The sequence below is a fragment of the Oryzomicrobium sp. genome, from assembly GCF_036820405.1.
Taxonomy (GTDB): Bacteria; Pseudomonadota; Gammaproteobacteria; order Burkholderiales; family Rhodocyclaceae; genus Oryzomicrobium.
Genome location: NZ_DAISLS010000001.1, coordinates 341,645 through 358,142, shown reverse-complemented (window position 1 = coordinate 358,142; position 16,498 = coordinate 341,645). Strand labels below are relative to the sequence as shown.

General features: G+C 64.4%; 12 protein-coding genes. 8 read left to right on the top strand and 4 right to left on the bottom strand.

The window, feature by feature from the left end; all coding sequences use genetic code 11:
* Window positions 1-127: 127 nt before the first annotated feature.
* Window positions 128-4,177 carry an NACHT domain-containing protein gene (locus V7Z98_RS01515; RefSeq protein WP_334156723.1) on the bottom strand — a complete coding sequence of 1,350 codons (4,050 nt, stop codon included), beginning with the start codon at window positions 4,175-4,177 and terminating at the stop codon, window positions 128-130.
* Window positions 4,178-4,287: 110 nt separating this feature from the next.
* Complete coding sequence (locus V7Z98_RS01510) at window positions 4,288-5,229, bottom strand: LysR family transcriptional regulator (RefSeq protein ID WP_334156722.1); 942 nt, start codon at window positions 5,227-5,229, stop codon at window positions 4,288-4,290.
* Between the two features lie 129 nt (window positions 5,230-5,358).
* Between V7Z98_RS01510 and V7Z98_RS01505 the strand changes: the two genes are divergently transcribed.
* The gene (locus tag V7Z98_RS01505) at window positions 5,359-5,997 is read left to right on the top strand and encodes an NAD(P)-dependent oxidoreductase (RefSeq protein WP_334156721.1); all 639 of its coding nucleotides are present in this window, start codon (window positions 5,359-5,361) and stop codon (window positions 5,995-5,997) included.
* A gap of 142 nt (window positions 5,998-6,139) precedes the next feature.
* Here the strand turns inward: V7Z98_RS01505 and V7Z98_RS01500 are convergent, their stop codons facing one another.
* Window positions 6,140-7,039, bottom strand: a complete 900-nt coding sequence (locus V7Z98_RS01500; protein ID WP_334156735.1) for a LysR family transcriptional regulator — start codon at window positions 7,037-7,039, stop codon at window positions 6,140-6,142.
* A gap of 94 nt (window positions 7,040-7,133) precedes the next feature.
* On the opposite strand from V7Z98_RS01500, the gene V7Z98_RS01495 reads away from it, so the two are divergent.
* The 6 genes from V7Z98_RS01495 (at window position 7,134) to V7Z98_RS01470 (ending at window position 12,030) form a co-directional block, all read left to right on the top strand.
* Entirely contained in the window at window positions 7,134-7,586 is a 453-nt protein-coding gene (locus tag V7Z98_RS01495; RefSeq protein WP_334156720.1) for a DMT family transporter, read from the top strand.
* A gap of 257 nt (window positions 7,587-7,843) precedes the next feature.
* Window positions 7,844-8,206: an arsenate reductase (glutaredoxin) gene (gene arsC / locus V7Z98_RS01490; RefSeq protein ID WP_334156719.1), complete on the top strand. Its 363-nt coding sequence runs from the start codon at window positions 7,844-7,846 to the stop codon at window positions 8,204-8,206.
* A 401-nt stretch (window positions 8,207-8,607) separates the two neighbouring features.
* Window positions 8,608-9,531, top strand: coding sequence for a DMT family transporter (locus V7Z98_RS01485; RefSeq protein WP_334156718.1), 924 nt, complete (start codon window positions 8,608-8,610; stop codon window positions 9,529-9,531).
* A 241-nt stretch (window positions 9,532-9,772) separates the two neighbouring features.
* On the top strand, window positions 9,773-9,979 hold the full coding sequence (locus V7Z98_RS01480) for a dodecin (RefSeq protein WP_293261584.1): 207 nt from the start codon (window positions 9,773-9,775) through the stop codon (window positions 9,977-9,979).
* Window positions 9,980-10,322: 343 nt separating this feature from the next.
* On the top strand, window positions 10,323-11,057 hold the full coding sequence (locus V7Z98_RS01475; RefSeq protein WP_334156717.1) for a c-type cytochrome: 735 nt from the start codon (window positions 10,323-10,325) through the stop codon (window positions 11,055-11,057).
* Window positions 11,058-11,094: 37 nt separating this feature from the next.
* On the top strand, window positions 11,095-12,030 hold the full coding sequence (locus V7Z98_RS01470) for a c-type cytochrome (RefSeq protein WP_334156716.1): 936 nt from the start codon (window positions 11,095-11,097) through the stop codon (window positions 12,028-12,030).
* A 102-nt stretch (window positions 12,031-12,132) separates the two neighbouring features.
* On the opposite strand, the gene V7Z98_RS01465 is transcribed toward V7Z98_RS01470, so the two are convergent.
* On the bottom strand, window positions 12,133-12,594 hold the full coding sequence (locus tag V7Z98_RS01465) for an Lrp/AsnC family transcriptional regulator (RefSeq protein WP_334156715.1): 462 nt from the start codon (window positions 12,592-12,594) through the stop codon (window positions 12,133-12,135).
* A 165-nt stretch (window positions 12,595-12,759) separates the two neighbouring features.
* Here V7Z98_RS01465 and V7Z98_RS01460 point away from each other — a divergent pair, with 165 nt between their 5' ends.
* A complete protein-coding gene (locus tag V7Z98_RS01460; protein ID WP_334156714.1) occupies window positions 12,760-16,356 on the top strand; it encodes an indolepyruvate ferredoxin oxidoreductase family protein in 3,597 nt (1,198 codons plus the stop codon).
* The last annotated feature ends 142 nt before the right edge of the window (window positions 16,357-16,498 follow it).

Sequence of the window (16,498 nt, the reverse complement as noted above, 5' to 3'; positions counted from 1 at the left end):
AGATTACGCCTGCCTAAAAAGCAAAACGCCGGGTCGGGGACCCGGCGTTTTGCTTTTTCCATTTTTTATCGAACGACTTGAATTAGTCTTTACTACGAAAAGGATTTCTTCACTCCCGGTCCATGCTTTACGGCCAGCTGACGTCCAGAACACGAACGACGATACGTTGCCGCTCTTCCGGGGTGAGCTGTTCCTCAAGGCGACTGTGTAGTTCTTCCAGCGAAATGGGTTTTTTCGCCCCATCACGAGGCTCCGGAAAATCACCTAGGCCAAACCACAAGACGAGATATATTCCATAGCCCCCAGCCTTGGGTGAAATCGCATACTGCTTCATCAACTGTGCGCGTGCTGCTCCCCAGAGCTCCCGATTATCGTCACGCTTGATTTCGATGGGTAACTCAAAGTTGTTGCGATAGGACAGTCGGATGTCAGCCCGCTTGTCGTTGGCGTAATCGCCCTCGGGTTGGCAATCGACTCCGAAAGGAGCCGACGTGAAACGATGGCGGAGCCGTGTTAGTAGCCCATCCCGACAAAGGTTCTCTTCGCGCTTGCCTATAGGCTTTCTGTTCTCGACGTTCCAGAAAGCGCGAAATCCATCGTCGTTGTCATGTCGAATTTCGTAGGCAATGTGATCGAGGAAATCAAGCGTCAGTGCAGAAAGGTCGGCAGCATTTGTCGGCTCCCGGTTTTCCAGCACGTTGACCACGCTTTGTAGGGACGGGAAACGGAAGGAATTTTCCCGCTGCTTCAATTTCAGTTGATGCTTAGCATTACCCAGCGCATGTTTCAGCCTTTCCAAGGCCGGGATGGCCAGAAGGCGCTCGATTTCATCAGCTGCGTTCTGGTTGGCGAGAGCCCCAAGGCGGGTCACCATGGCATGGACATTTTCACCCATGCGCATTGGCTCTGTTACCAATCCCGAGCGATGTTCCAGATCTGCGTGGGGAGTGAGCAATTCAATCAGCCTGCCCAGCGTAGCTGCGGACAGTTCATAGTCGTTGCTCAAGCCATTGAACCGATCGCTTACAAAAGTGCAAAGGTGCTTGGCGCGAGCCCAGGACTGGCCGATATATCGCCAAAGCTGTATTTCATATTGTGGCGACTCGATCAGCATGCCAACGGTCAGCCAATAAACGCGTTGGGGAACATCCATGCCTTTCATGGCAAGTTTTCGTTCCAGTAATCCTTTCAATTCCCCTGGAGCATAGAGCAGGGCAGCTTTCAGCAAATGTTCGAGATACGGTAGCAATGGCAACTTGATGCGGGCCGGGAATTTCGTCAGCAAGGGAATGACGGTCAATTCGGCCACCGCCCGGTAGGCATCGTCATAGGCAAGGTCGTATAGACCGTATATGCCCACTAGCTTGGCCTTAAGCATTGCGCTGGTATAAGCGATAAATACTTCAGCCACCAGCATAGGGCGGGTTTTCAAAAGATATGAGAACCATGCCGATTCTTTGTCGGTGCCGTAGGTCAAGCGAAAAGCCAGCATGCGACGCAGTTTATCTTCGCTTAGGGATTCAACCAAGGATTCGCCAGTTTGCCAGCGCAATTCCATACCAATAAGACATGGTTTACGAATGTAATGTTCGTGTCGCTTGGTGCTTAGATCGACGATTTCCTGCACACTGGGAAGATCGTTTCTCTCGGAACAATAAATGAATCCCGTCTCAGCTGCCTCCAAAACCTGAGCTCCATTATCGCAATAGATGTCGAATCGAGCCTGCACGGAGTCACCACGAGTATCACTGTAATGATCGAGCCATACGCCAGCCAACTCATGCATGATGCCCGGAGATGCCTTACCGTTTCGTATCTCGTCAAGGTGTTTTAATATCTCGCTGGCCTTACTGCGCTTTTGCTCGGCTTTTTCAAGCTTGCGCGTCTTGTTTCTGGCTGCCTGCTTCTGACGCCATTCGGGAATTTCCCAAGTTAGCATTGAGTCCAGCCAATGCCTGCGTGTGGGATTGGCTTCACCCCATGCTTCGATTTTCTCCAAAGACAAGTCGGCGCAATATTGACCGGATATTAGGGTGCGAACAGATTCATAAAAATGTTGCTCAGCCAATTCATCATGAGTCGCCAGGGCTACCTGCTCGAGATGCCATAAGCCAATGTCGTTGGGGGGCGGTATGTTTTTCAGGCGACGTTCTTGATTGAACAAACAGGATCTGACGTGATCCGAAGATTCACTGCGCCTATAACAAAGTCTGAGGACTCCTTTGTAACGCTCGGGACGGGCAGCAAACCAGTCGGTAATCGCTTGCTGGTGCTCGCTCTCTCGTCGGATTTCCCCATACTTATCGGCACCAATACCTAGCCAGGCATACAGTCGTTCATCGTTAATGTTGTCGCCATTGGTCTGCAAGCCACGAGTGATGAGAACGCCCAATGTTCTATTTAAATCAAAAATGAATCTAATTTCATCAGAAAATTCAATATCAGTGCGGCCTGCCAATTCGTCAAGCAGAATCGGTAGATCGGTTCCAGGGACTACTTTGGGGAAGGTGTATTCCCAAAATATTGAGTAATGTCCTCCAACGGCGTTGCGATCTTTCGGTGCGTGCAGATAGATTAATACTTTCTCCGCTGGGATTTGTTCCGGATAAAGTCCAGTCAGTAGAATACCAATCAGTTCGTCCTTGTCCTCAAGGCCTTGCTTAAAGTTAAGCATATCCAGTAATGAAATTGCTTCCCCTACGGGCGGCGAATACTTTAGCCAGGTTTCGAGCGCGTGCCTGCGGATGCCTGGCCACCAGGCATCGTCGAGGACAATCGCCTTGATCATTGGCCCCAAGTCTGGAATTGTTTCTGCTGCACTCAGGATGTCCAAGACACAGGCAACCATGGATTGGCTGGCATCGTCCCGCCGGGTCGTTCCCAAGAAGGCTGCGAAGTCGTCAGCTAGTTCCTTGTCTGCCAAGGCACCAAACTGATTGGCCGACGGTATCTCCCATCGATAGTAAATCTGTACTTTGGCTTCCCGTCGTAAGCCGACAAGCAGCCTCCGCTTGTCTCCCAGAGACATCGGTTTGACATCACCGTAGATGATGACGGTGAGTGGATCGGCTTCGATTAAGCGCTGTCGTGCCGACTGGCAATGCCAGGCCAACCATCCGTAAAGTCCGCGCAGACTGGCCACTGTCCGTTCTTCCATGCCTAAAAAGAGATTAAGGACTCGACCCAAGGGTAAGCCCCCATGGTCAATCCGCTCGGCGAGCCACTGAGCGGCAAGGAATTCGGCAATGCTTCGATGGCTGGGAACAACGCGTTCTTGTGCATCGGTCGCTGAACGGAACAGCTTGCGGCTTGTGGCCAACTTGGCGATAGAAAGTTCGCTGGGCGAAAAAATGTCGAGAAGGGGAAATTGGTCGTCGATGCTTTCCCTATCCAGCGCGACACCCGATTTGTCAGAGAGCAGCAATACAGAAAAGAGCTGGCCTGCCGCTGCCAATATATTTTCAACGGGGGTTGCGTTTGCACGAGCGAGCAGACGATGTTGTTTTGAATCTTCATCCGCTAGCTTCCGACAGGCGAGTTGAAATGTTTCCAATCGTGTCCTCGGCCACTGGCCGTCGCGAATTGCTTCAGCAAGAAGGCTAAGTGTCTGGGGGTTGTCTAGCAAACCTTCAATTCCGCGCAGGCGCGCATTCTCGATAAATGTTTCAGGATCGGCAATTTCGTGATTTTCACGAAGGATTTCTTTGATATCGCTGATTGTCAGTGGTGCGAGCACATAGACACCAAGTTGCCTGTCTTGCGAAATATCGCCAATGGCTTGGCTATCCGTCGAACCAAACCAATCCGCTGCGCGACATGCGATACGAAATCGGGGCTTACCAAGTTTCTTTAGGCCGGCTCGTATCCGGAGCAGGACGGAATGATCGCCCCCGCTGGCACGCGTCTCATCCAAGCCGTCGAGATAGAGTGTCTTTTCACGCCATGCCGGGTCGGGTTCATCGCTCAGAAACTCGGCGATGGAAATGAAGATACCTTCGGTCGCCTGAGCTTCGATCTCGAAAGCTTTCGACTTTCCAGCCCCTGGCTCGCCCAATAAAATCCAGGCCTCTTGTTTGCGAAGGCTCTCCAACGGAAGGTGCTTTTCTTCCTGGGAATTCGGTGGTTCATCCAAACATTGGGTGACACGGCGCGGCACAAGCACGATGGTTTCCTCCAAAAAAACTCGGCGTTACGGCGCCACTATTAAATTGTAAACGGGAAGGGGCGATTTAAATCGCAGTTTTACCAATATGTCATTATTTCTATGCAAGGAGTGAGATGTTCGTTTTAAGGGTGTTGTGGAAAACATTCCATAAATCTGCTCTCCCCCCTCCCCACAAACCCCCGATAAAACTCCACAAACGCCCGCACATACGCGGGCACATGGGGCCCCGGCGGGAGCACGGCGTACACGCCGCCCGCTGGCAGTGACCAGTCCGGCAGCACCCGCACCAGGCGGCCGTCGCGTAGGGCGTCGGCGGTGCTGAATTGGTCGAGGACCGAGATGCCGGCGCCCCGTTGCAGGAGGGCGAGGAGGGCGGCGCTGGAGTCGACGCGGATGCGGGCTTTCATGCGCACGGTGCGGGGTTCGCTGCCGGGGCGGGTGAAGGTCCAGGTCAGAGGCGCGTGCAGCAGGGTGAAGCCGATCCAGTCGTGGTCGGCCAGGTCGTCCGGGGTTTGGGGCGTGCCCTGGCGGGCCAGGTAGTCGGGGGCGGCGACGGCGATCTGGTCGAAGCCGCCGAGGCGGATGGCGCGCAGGGACGAGTCCCGCAGTTCGCCGAGGCGGATTGCCAGGTCGATGCCTTCTTCCACCAGATTGAGAACCCGGTCGCCGGTGTACAACTCGAACTGTAGGGCGGGATGCAGGGCGGCGAATTCGGCCAGGGCCGGGGCCACGGATTGGGTGGCGTGGCCCACCGGGGCGGTGAGGCGCAGGGTGCCGCTAAGGCCGCCTTCGCTGCTGCCGGCGCCGTGGAAGGCGTCGCCCAGGGTGTCCAGGGCCGGGGCGGTGCGCTCGAAGAGGGCCTGGCCGGCGTCGGTGAGGCGCACCCGGCGAGTGGTGCGGGTGAACAGGGCGGTGCCCAGTTGGGCTTCGAGGCGGCCGATCTGGAGGCTGGCGTGGGCCTTGGTGATGCCGAGCCGTTCGGCGGCGGCGGTGAAGCTGCCGGTTTCGGCGACGGCGGCAAAGACCAGCAGGCGGTCCAGATTGCCGTGGAGTTCCCGGTTCATAGTCAATTAATCGATAACAATGATTCGTTGATTATAGGATTTATCCGCTCAATCAATCGGTCCATCATGCCGCCATGTCGTTCCGGCGCGGATGCCGGGACCCGGATCAAATCTGACGGAGATACGTTCATGAAAATCGCACTCATCGGCGCCACCGGCTTCATCGGTTCCAACCTGCTCAACGAGGCCCTGGCCCGGGGCCATCAGGTCACGGCCCTGGTGGGCCACCCGGAAAAGCTGGCGCCCCAGGCCAACCTCACCGCCATCAAGGCGGATGTGAACGACACCGCCGCCCTGGCGAGTCTGCTGGCCGGCCACCAGGTGGTCATCAGCGCCTTCAGCGGCCATGCCCAGAGCGACGTCTATGGCTATTACGTGGCGGGGGTGAAGTCCATCGTCGCCGCCGTCAAGCAGGCTGGCGTGCCTCGCTTCCTCATCGTCGGCGGCGCCGGCAGCCTGGAAGTGGCGCCGGGCCTGCAATTGCTCGATACCCCGGAATTCCCCGCCCAGTGGAAGGGCACCGCCGAAGGCGCCCGGGAAGTGCTCAAGCTGCTGCGCCAGGAGCCGGACCTGAACTGGACCATGCTCAGCCCCTCGGCCCTGATCGCCCCGGGCCAGCGCACCGGCAAGTTCCGCCTGGGCACCGACCAGCTGCTGACCAATGCTGAGGGCAAGAGCGAGATTTCGGTGGAGGATTACGCGGTGGCCATGCTCGACGAGGTGGAAACTCCGGCCCATTCGCGCCGCCGTTTTACTGCCGGTTACTGATCGGTCCGGCTCCGGCGGATGCCGGAGCCGGGGCTGCCCGGAATGCCCCGGTATTCACCGGTATTCACCGGGCACGACAATGGACGATGCCTTCAAACCCCGCGCTAGGCGCGGGGTTTGGCATTGGTGGTGCCGGCAACCATTAGTTGGCGGTAGATCGATCCGCCGCCAACTGGATATTGGCAAAGGTCTGCCCGAGCACCGTGGGTTGAAGGGGAAGCACCAGGGCGCAGACCGACTGGGCGCCGTCGTCGCTCAACGGCACGTAGGCGATTCCCGTGCCCCCCAGGGTTGTCATCCGCTCGGGAACGATGGCGATTCCGCGCTTGGCCGCCACGAGGTTGAGCATCGAGGTCTTGGGCGAGACGATCCGGGCCGTCTTGGGGACAAATCCTTGCTTCAGGCATAGATCGGTGACGACGCGGGCCAGGCCGCCGTGCTCGCGGTAAACCGCGGAGACGAACAGTTCGTCCTGCAAGCTGGCGACGGCGACGCTCGCCCGCTTCGCCATCGGGTGGTCGTCGGGGCAAGCCACCCACAGCCGCTCGGGCTGCAGCTCGACAAAGCGGACCCGCGCATCCCGCCGCAGCACGGGGAGGCGGATCACGCCCACGTCGGCATTGCCGTTGGCGACCAGCGAAACCTGTTCTTCGGACGACGCCCGGTCCAGGTCGATCCGGGCTTTGGGGCAGGCGGCGGCGAACCGGTCGAGCACCGGCATCAGGCTCGTCGCCGGAATCGTGCTGGAGTGCAGCAGCCGCAGCACCCCAGATTCGCCGCGGGCCAGTTGCTGGCCTTCTTCCGCCGCCGCGGCCAAGGTCTTGGGAATGGTCGCAACCCGGTCCCGGTAAACCGCGCCGGCGGGGGTGAGTCGCACGCCGCGCGGTTCGCGCTCGAACAGGGCGAAACCCAGTTCCTCTTCCAGTTGGGCGATTTGCCGGCTCAATGCGGACTGGGCGATGAATAGCCCGGCCGCCGCCTGGGTGAAGCCGCCCAGGTCGGCCACGGCCAGGAAGTAGTGGATTTGTCGAAAGCTTGGCATGCCGAAACGAGATGGGTAATCGGAAAATCTGGCATTTGTCTTATAGCGTGCCGCTCCACAGAATGAAACACCCAACGCCTTTCTGGAGCTGCCGATGTCCCCCCATGTCCTCACCCTGTCCTACCTGCTGGTGGTGCTCGCGGGCGCCAGCGTGGCGTTGCAGCAGGTGCTCAACGCCAACCTCCGCGCCCATCTTGGTTCCCCCTGGTGGGCCGGCTCCGTCAGCTATCTGGTCGGTCTGGTGGCGATGCTCGCGGTCGCCCTCGTCGCCCCCGGGCCACGCCTCACCGAATCCTTCACCGGCACCGCCCCCTGGACCTCCTGGACCGGCGGCCTGTTCGGCGCGCTCTTCATCGGCATCGCCATCCTCATGGTTCCCCGGCTGGGTGCGGCGACGACCCTGGCCCTGATCGTGGTGGGGCAGATGATCGGCTCCCTGGCGTTCGACCACTTCGGCATTCTGGGCATCCCGCAACAGCCCGCGACCGCGATCCGGATGGCCGGTGCGGCGTGCCTGATCCTTGGCGTGGTTTTGATTCGGGCCTGATGGTGCCCCCATGGGCCGCAGGTACCCCATCCAGCCATCGTCAACCGCGATGGCAGTTTTTAAGCCCCCTCCAAACTCCGCGCCAGTCCTAGCGTTTAGAAGGGGTGAAAATCAGCCATCGCGGTTGACGATGGCTGGGCCGTTGCCGGCGGGTCATTCCTCGGGCACAGGCTCCGGCTTTCCGGCGAGGTTAGGCGTTGTTGGCGCCGGGGGGAACGGGGCCGGTGCCGGCAGGGGCGGGGGTATACTTCCGGCCCATGACTACCTCCGCTACCTCTGTCCTCTACCACAACCCCCGCTGCTCCAAGTCCCGGGGCGCCCTGGAATTGCTCCAGGAGAAGGGCATCGCCCTCCAGGTGGTGGCCTACCTGGAAACTCCGCCCAGCGCCGCCGAGATCGAGACCTTGCTCACCCAGTTGGGCCTGGCCGATCCCCGTGGCCTGATGCGCACCGGCGAGGCCGAATACGCCGAGCTGAACCTGGCCGATCCGTCCCTGTCCCGGGCCCAGTTGGTCGCCGCCCTGGCGGCCCATCCACGCCTGATCGAGCGGCCCATCTTCGTCCATGGCGGCAAGGCCGTGATCGGCCGCCCGCCGGAGCGGGTGCTGGAACTGCTCTAGGCGCTGCGTCCGGCTTTTTCAGTTCTTCCCTCGCTGCAACCGTTTCTCCCCCTCGCCGCTGCCCGGCGCGACAGGGCGGCGCGGCTGGGAGGCGGCAGGAGGGTAGGGCGGTCCAGTGAGAAAGGGGCAGGGTCCGGCCGCAACGGGGTGGCTGCGGTTTCCGCCCCGCCCGGCTGCCGTCGCTCAACACCTTCCCGCATTGGCTTTACCAACCTGTTTTTTTCCACCGCCGGGTGGTGCGCCCTGTGTCCTGTGCCCTGCATCGTAAGCAGTGCGCCGAGGGCCGTCCCTCGGTGGTTTTCCTGTGTTGCCCGCTCCGTTGCGGCGGCCCTACCCGGGCCGGCCCGGCAGGCGGGCGTGGCGCGGCTTTTACCCCTGCCGTGCCTTCCGGATGAAACGTCATGACCTTGCCTCCCTTCCTGCGCCGCTGGCTGCCCACGTTGGCCCTGGCTACCCTGTCCCTGATCTGGGGTTACACCTGGGTGCTCTCCAAGCAGAGCCTCGCTTACGCGCCGCCCTTCGCCTTTGCCGCCGAGCGCTGCGTCGGCGGGGCCATCGCCCTGTTCGTGGTGCTCAAGCTGCTGGGCAAGCCGATGACGCTGCAAGCGCCCAAGGCCACCATTGCCATCGCCCTGACCCAGGTGGCCGGCTTCATGGTCTTTCAGACCTGGGCGCTGGTGGAAGGCGGGCCGGGCAAGACGGCGGTGCTGATCTTCACCATGCCGATCTGGACCCTGCTGATGGCCTGGCTGATCTTGGGGGAGCGGGTGCGCGGCGGCCAGTGGCTGGCGGCGGCCGCCACCCTCACCGGGCTGATCCTGATCATCGAGCCCTGGGACATGCACACCAGCCTGTTCAGCAAGTTCCTCGGCGTGATGGCGGCCCTGTGCTGGGCCACCGGGTCGATCCTGATCAAGCGCCTGCGCTCCAAGGTGCCGGTGGACCTGTTCACCCTCACCGCCTGGCAGATGGCCCTGGGGGCGATTCCCCTGATCGTCCTGGCCAACCTGGTGCCGGAGCGGCCTACGGCGTGGGAGCCCCATTTCATCGGCCTGCTCGCCTTCATCTCGGTGGTCAGCACCGGCATGTGCTGGTGGCTGTGGAGCTACATCCTGGACCGGGTGCCGGCCTGGGAGGCCAGCCTGTCGGTGCTGGGCACCCCGGTGGTGGCCATCCTCTCGTCCCGGCTCACCCTGGGCGAGGAATTCAAGGCCCTGGAAGTGACGGGCATCCTGCTCATCGGCGGCGGCCTGCTGCTCCTGTCCCTGCTCGGCTGGGCCGCCAGCAAGCGGGCGGCGGCGGTGGGCAAGGGGCACCGGGCGTAGGCAAGGCGTGACGTCCGGCGCCATGGCCGGATGGGCGGAATGGGGGAGGGCGGCCGGCGGGCAGCTTCGGCTCCTTTCAACCCTCGGCGGCGGAGGCAGGCCGAAGGCTTCGCGTCGCGGCCCGGGTTGCAAGCCCCCGGGCGACACCTATGCTGAAAGGGTCGCGGGCGGCCCGGGGCGAAGCAACATGGACCTCGGGCAGCGCCGGCGACCCTTTTCATTCGCCGGAGGAGCGCCCGCCATGACCGCCCATACCTACAAGATCCTCGAAATCGTCGGCTCGTCCCCCACCAGCAGCGACGAGGCCATCCGCAACGCCATTTCCGAGGCGGCCAAGACCCTGCGCCACCTGGACTGGTTCGAGGTGATGGAAACCCGCGGCCACATCCAGGACGGAAAGGTAGGGCACTTCCAGGTACGAGTGAAGATCGGTTTCCGGCTCGAATAGGGCGGCTTGCCGCACCTTCCGAATCGCCGCGGCCGCGGGTTGCCTTTTGGCGCAATGGGATGAAACCCGCCTGGGCGTCTAGCAAGCGCCCGTGGGGCTGGTGCCTGCCGTGGGGGCGATATGGAGGATGCGCGGAGAACGAGCGCGCCCCGGGAGATTTGCCGGCAGCTTTCGCGTCACTCCCATTGCCTGGGCTTTTCCCCGGCAGCGGCTACCTGTATGTCAGGCTGTGGGCAGGATTGTTTGGCGTGATGCAATGGCTTCTATATAATTATATATCTATAGTCGAGTGATGATTGTCGGCTAACCCATTGTTCCGCTAACGCGATCCGGAGTGTCACCCATGCGAGATTTTGGCCCGAGCCGCCGTCTGGCGCTGCTGTGCGGCGTCCTGTTATCCCTGCCGTTGCCGGCCCTGGCGGCCGATGGCGAGGCGATCATGCAAAAGGGCGGCGCCAATCCGGCCGCCATGCCCTGCATCACCTGCCACGGCGCCGACGGCAAGGGCATGGCCGGGGGCTTTCCCCGCCTGTCCGGCCTGCCCGAGGATTACCTCGCCAAGCAACTGCGCGACTTCAAGTCCGGCAGCCGGCAAAACCCGATCATGCAGCCGATCGCCTCGGCCCTGACCGACGAGGAAGTGGCCGCCGTGGCCAAGGCCTACGCCCAGCGCCCCAAGGTCAACGTCCAGGCCACCCCGGGCGGCCGTCCCGTCGAAGGCACCGGCGCCTGGATCGCCCTGCGCGGCCTGTGGGACCGCAACGTGCCCGAATGCACCCTGTGCCACGGCCCCGCCGGCGTCGGCGTGGGCAGCCATTTACCGCCCCTGGCCGGCCAGTCCGCCGAGTACATCGAGGCCCAGCTCAAGGCCTGGCGCGGCGAGAAGGCCGTGGCCGCGACGAAGAAGGCCAAGGCAATCCCCGCCGTGGCGCCCACCCGCCGCAACGACCCGAACGGCCTCATGCAGCACATCGCCGTGGACCTGAGCGATGCCGAGATCAAGGCCGTGGCCGAGTACTTCGGCAGCCTGGGGGACTCGAAAGAGCCCTTCGACGAAACCCAGCACCGCCTGCGCTGAACCGCCCCCGGCCCGTCACCCTGAGGATTTGCATTCCATGACCACGATTTCCGTCCGCCTGGCGGCCCTGCTCCTGCCGCTGCTCATGGCCAGCGGCGCCATGGCCGTCGACACCGCCCGCCTGGATGACCAGACCCAGCTGCCCAAGGCGCCGAAGAAGGTTTCCGGCACCAAGTATTTCCAGCCCCCCGCCGAGGGCGAGATTCCCAACAACGCCTTTGGCGAGCTGGTGCGGCGCGGCCAGGACCTGTTCATGAACACCAAGGCTCTGGCGCCCCAGTACGTTGGCAACGAGATGAACTGCGTCAACTGCCACATCGACCGGGGCCGCAAGGCCAACTCGGCGCCCCTGTGGGCCGCCTACCCGATGTATCCGGCCTACCGCAAGAAGAACAACAAGGTGAACACCTTCGTCGAGCGCATGCAGGGCTGCTTCCAGTTCAGCATGAACGGCAAGCCGCCCGCCGCCGACAGCGAGGTCCTCACCGCCCTGACCGCCTACGCCTACTGGATGTCCACCAACGCCCCCATCGGCAAGGCCCTGCCGGGCCGGGGCTTCGACGAGCCGCCGCCGCCCAAGGGGGGCTACGACATCGGCCGGGGCAAGGTGGTGTACGAGAAGCAGTGCGCCATCTGCCACGGCGACAACGGCGAGGGCAAGAAGGTCGGCGTGACCTCGGTGTTCCCGCCGCTGTGGGGCAAGGATTCCTACAACTGGGGCGCCGGCATGCACCGCATCAACACCGCCGCCGGCTTTATCCAGCACAACATGCCCCTGGGCCGCGGCGAAACCCTCTCGGACCAGGACGCCTGGGACGTGGCCGCCTTCATCAACGCCCACGAGCGCCCCCAGGACCCGCGCCTGGTCAACGGCAGCATCGAGGAAACCCGCAAGCGCTACCACGCCGACGACGGGGTCAACCTCTACGGGGTGACGGTCAACGGCACCCTGCTGGGCCAGGGCGTGAAGTAAGCCTCCCGTCCCGCCCAGGAACAACCGCCCGGCCGCACAAGCGCCCGGGCGGTTTTGTTTGGCGCCGCTCCGGCAGCGCCGCTGGCAGCAGTCACAAAGCAGTCACAGCGGCGGCGCGTTGCGTTGCAGGATCGACTTGAGGGCGAAGCTCGACTTGATGTGAGCTACGCCGGGGATGCGGGTCAGGGTGCGGGTGAGAAACTGGTGGTAATCGTCCAGGTCGCGCACCACCACCCGCAGGCTGTAGTCGGCGTCGCCGGTCATTAGAAAGCAGCTCATCACCTCGGGGGCCAGGGCGATCTGTTCCTCGAAGCGGTTGATCACGTCCTCGGCCTGGCTGGCCAGGGTCACCGAGACGAAGGCGATCATGCGCCCGGCCAGCCGGCCTTCGTCCAGGCGGGCGGCGTAGCCCTGGATGTAGCCCTCGTCCTCCAGCCGGCGCACCCGGCGCAGGGTGGGGGTGAGGGTCAGGTTGATGCGCTCGGCCAGCTCGCGCCAGCCCAGCCGGCCGTCCTGGGCCAGTTCGCGGAGGATCTTGAGGTCGGTGCGGTCGAGGTCGTTCATGGCGGTGTTTGGCGCTGGTTTGGGCGGAAAAGACTAATGATCCGATAATGGTAGTGCAAACAACCTAAAAATGGTGGTTTGCGAAGTCCGTTTTGGTCGCAAATGCTAACGGGGGAAAACCATAATTCCTCTCCACAACAACACTGACAGTCGTGGAGACACCCCGTGAGCGCGAACGACCAGCCCTTCCGCACCCCCAACCCCATCCCGCGCAGCGTTCCCGCAGCCCTGGACTCCCCTGCCGGCGCAGAACGCCAGTTCCTCACCGGCATCCAGGCCCTGGTGCGCCTGCCCATGCTGCAACGCCAGCTCGACCGGGCCCGGGGGCTGAACACGGCGGGGCTGATCTCTGGCTACCGGGGCTCGCCCCTGGGGGCCTACGACCAGCAGCTGTGGAAGGCCTCGCGCCAGCTCGCCGCCCACGACATCACCTTCCAGCCCGGCCTCAACGAGGATCTGGCCGCCACCGCCCTGTGGGGCGCCCAGATGCACCGGGCCTATGGCCCGACTACCGTCGATGGGGTGTTCGGCCTGTGGTATGGCAAGGGCCCGGGGGTGGATCGCAGCGGCGACGTGTTCCGCACCGCCAACATGCTCGGCACCTCACCCCTGGGCGGCGTGCTGGCCATTTCCGGCGACGACCACGCCGCCCAGTCGTCCATGTACCCGCACCAGACCGACGGCATCTTCCAATCGGCGTCGATCCCGGTGTTGCAGCCGGCCAGCGTGGCCGAGGTGATTTCCCTGGGGCTGGCCGGCATCGCCCTGTCGCGCTACTGCGGCCTGTGGGTCGGCTTGAAGACCATCGCCGAGGTGATCGAGACCGCCGCCACGGTGGATCTGGGGCCGCTGCCGGCGTTCGTCACTCCCGCCGATTTCACCGTGCCCGCCCACGGCCTCAACTGGGACCCGGCCTTGGCCTGGCCGGCCCAGCGCGCCGAACTGGAGCGCCGCTTGATCGAGGAGCGCCTGCCTGCCGCCCGGGCCTGGGCCCGGGCCAACGGCCTGGACCGGACCGTGGTGGCCGCCCCGGTGCGCCGCCTGGGCATCGTCACCGTCGGCAAGGCCCACCAGGATCTGATGCAGGCCGTGGCCGACCTGGGCCTGACCCCCACCGACCTGGCCGCCCTGGGTGTCTCGCTCTACAAGGTGGCCATGAGCTGGCCCCTGGAAACCGCCGGCCTGTTGGCCTTCGCCGAGGGGCACGAAGAGCTGCTGGTGATCGAGGAAAAGCGGGCCATCGTCGAGGCCCAGATCAAGGAAGCCCTCTACCACCAGCCCGACGGCCGCCGGCCCCGGGTCACCGGCAAGCAGGACGACCGGGGCGCGGCCCTGCTCGCGGAAGTGTCCGAATTCACCCCGTTGCAGGTGGCCCGCGCCCTGGCGCGCCGCGCCGCGGCCCTGGCCGGCCAGGGGCCGCTCCTGGCCGAGCGCCTGGCCGCCTGGGAAGCCCGGGGGGCGCCCCCGTCCCTGATCGGTGCGGTGGTGCCCTTGCAGCAGGTGGCTCAGGAAGCGGTGTCGGCCCCGGTGCCGGCCCGCCGTCCGTACTTCTGCTCCGGCTGCCCCCACAACACCTCGACCAAGACGCCGGACGGGTCGATTGCCGGCGGCGGCATCGGCTGCCACGTGATGGCCCTGTCCCAGCCCGAACTCAAGACCCGCACCTTCAGCCAGATGGGCGGAGAGGGGGCCCAGTGGATCGGCGCCGCGCCGTTCTCGGCCACCGGCCACATCTTCCAGAACCTGGGGGACGGTACCTACCAGCACTCGGGCCTGCTGGCGATCCGCGCCGCCGTGGCCGCCGGCACCAACATCACCTACAAGATCCTCTACAACGACGCCGTGGCCATGACCGGCGGCCAGCCCGCCGAGGGCGGCATCGACCCGGCGCGCATCACCCGCCAGCTCCACGCCGAAGGGGTGGGGCGCATCGCCCTGGTGTCCGACGATCCGGCCCGCTGGACCGGCCGCGCCGACCTGGCCCCGGGCGTCAGCGTTCATGGGCGGGACTCTCTGGACGCGGTGCAGCGGGAGCTGCGCCAGGTGGCCGGGGTGAGCGCCATCGTCTATGAGCAGACCTGCGCCGCGGAAAAGCGCCGCCGGCGCAAGCGTGGCGACTTCCCCGACCCGGACCGCCGCCTGTTCATCAACCCCCGGGTGTGCGAAGGCTGCGGCGACTGCTCGGTGCAGTCCAACTGCATCGCCGTGGAACCCCTGGAAACCCCCTTCGGGCGTAAGCGCCAGATCAACCAGAGCGCCTGTAACAAGGATTTCTCCTGCACCAAGGGCTTTTGCCCGAGCTTCGTCGAGATCGAGGGCGTGGCCCTGCGCAAGCCCGACGACGCCCGCCTCCAGGCCATCGAGGCCCAGGCGTTGGCCGGTCTGGGCGAGCCCAGCGTGCCTGCCCTGGGCGCCGATGAACCGTTCAACATCTACGTTACCGGCATCGGCGGCTCCGGCGTGCTGACCATGGGCGCCATGCTCGGCGCGGCGGCCTTTCTCGACGGGCGTGGCGCCTCGGTGCTCGACTTCACCGGCCTGGCGCAAAAGAACGGCGCCGTGGTCAGCCAGGTGCGCATCGCCCCGGCGCCCGGGGACATCCACGCTGCCCGCATCGGACCGGCCGCCGCCGACCTGTTGCTCGGGGCCGACCTGGTGGTGTCCGCCGCCGCCGATTCGCTTGAGCGCCTGAGCGCCGGGCGTACCGGGGCGGTGCTCAACCTGGACGGCAATCCCACCGCCGACGTTCTGGCCCAGCGCGACGCCAGCCTGCCCATCGACCTGATGGCCGAGCGGGTGCGCCGCCGTTGCGACCCGGCCCGCTTCCACACGGTGAACGCCGGCACCCTGGCCCAGCGCCTGTTCGGCGACACGGTCACCGCCCATACCCTGATGCTCGGCTACGCCTGGCAGCGGGGCCTGGTACCCCTCAGCCGGGCGGCCATCGAGGGCGCCATCGAGCGCAACGGCGCCGCCGTGGCCCTCAACAAGCGGGCCTTCGCCTGGGGCCGCATCGCCGCCGCGGCCCCCGAATGGCTGGCGCGCATCGAGGAAGGCGCGGACCCGGCCGATCAGCTCCCCGCCGATCTGGACGCCCTGATCGCCCGCCGTGCCGCGGATCTGGCCGCCTACCAGGACGCCGCCTACGCCACCCGCTACCAAACCCTGGTGGCGCAGGTGCGGGCCGCCGAGGCGCGCCACGCCCCCGGCCAGGAGGCGCTGACCCGGGCCGTGGCCCAGGGGGCCTACCGGCTGATGGCCTACAAGGACGAGTACGAGGTGGCCCGGCTCTACGCCGACTCGGCCTTCAAGGCCGCCCTGGCGCGCCAGTTCGCCCAGGCCGACAAGGTGTCCCTGTGGCTCGCCCCGCCGCTCTTCGCCCGCCACGACCCGGCCACCGGCCGGCCGCGCAAGCACAAGTTCGGCCCCTGGATGCTCACCGCCATGGGCTGGCTGGCCCGGCTGCGCCGCCTGCGCGGCACCGCCTTCGACCCCTTCGGCTACAGCGCCGAACGCCGGGCCGAGCGGCGCCTGGCCGAGGACTACGCCGCCATGGTCACGGCCCTGGCAGCCGGCCTGACCCCGGCCCGCCACGGCCTGGCGGTGGAACTGGCAAGCCTGGCCGACGAGGTGCGCGGCTTCGGCCCGGTGAAGGCCGCCGCCATGGCTGCCTATGAGGCCCGCCGCGCCGAGCTGCTGGCCCGTTGGGCAAAGTCGGACGAATCGACGCCGGGAGTCCGGCCGGCCCAGGCCGCGGTGTGACGCCGATGTGGGCGGCGCTTGCCGGCTCCACTGGGGCTGTCCGGCTGGGTTGATTCGTTCCGCGCTCGTATCGCTCCGCCACATCTGTTGGGTGGGCGGAGCGTTCTCCGATTGCGTTGCCCCTGCTTGCGCCTCACTACGG

Excerpts from the sequence above, each read along its gene's own strand:
- V7Z98_RS01510 (WP_334156722.1), bottom strand. The coding sequence starts at position 5,229 with ATGAACCGGGAACTCCACGGCAATCTGGACCGCCTGCTGGTCTTTGCC.
- V7Z98_RS01505 (WP_334156721.1), top strand. The coding sequence starts at position 5,359 with ATGAAAATCGCACTCATCGGCGCCACCGGCTTCATCGGTTCCAACCTG.
- V7Z98_RS01500 (WP_334156735.1), bottom strand. The coding sequence starts at position 7,039 with ATGCCAAGCTTTCGACAAATCCACTACTTCCTGGCCGTGGCCGACCTG.
- V7Z98_RS01495 (WP_334156720.1), top strand. The coding sequence starts at position 7,134 with ATGTCCCCCCATGTCCTCACCCTGTCCTACCTGCTGGTGGTGCTCGCG.
- arsC (WP_334156719.1), top strand. The coding sequence starts at position 7,844 with ATGACTACCTCCGCTACCTCTGTCCTCTACCACAACCCCCGCTGCTCC.
- V7Z98_RS01485 (WP_334156718.1), top strand. The coding sequence starts at position 8,608 with ATGACCTTGCCTCCCTTCCTGCGCCGCTGGCTGCCCACGTTGGCCCTG.
- V7Z98_RS01480 (WP_293261584.1), top strand. The coding sequence starts at position 9,773 with ATGACCGCCCATACCTACAAGATCCTCGAAATCGTCGGCTCGTCCCCC.
- V7Z98_RS01475 (WP_334156717.1), top strand. The coding sequence starts at position 10,323 with ATGCGAGATTTTGGCCCGAGCCGCCGTCTGGCGCTGCTGTGCGGCGTC.
- V7Z98_RS01470 (WP_334156716.1), top strand. The coding sequence starts at position 11,095 with ATGACCACGATTTCCGTCCGCCTGGCGGCCCTGCTCCTGCCGCTGCTC.
- V7Z98_RS01465 (WP_334156715.1), bottom strand. The coding sequence starts at position 12,594 with ATGAACGACCTCGACCGCACCGACCTCAAGATCCTCCGCGAACTGGCC.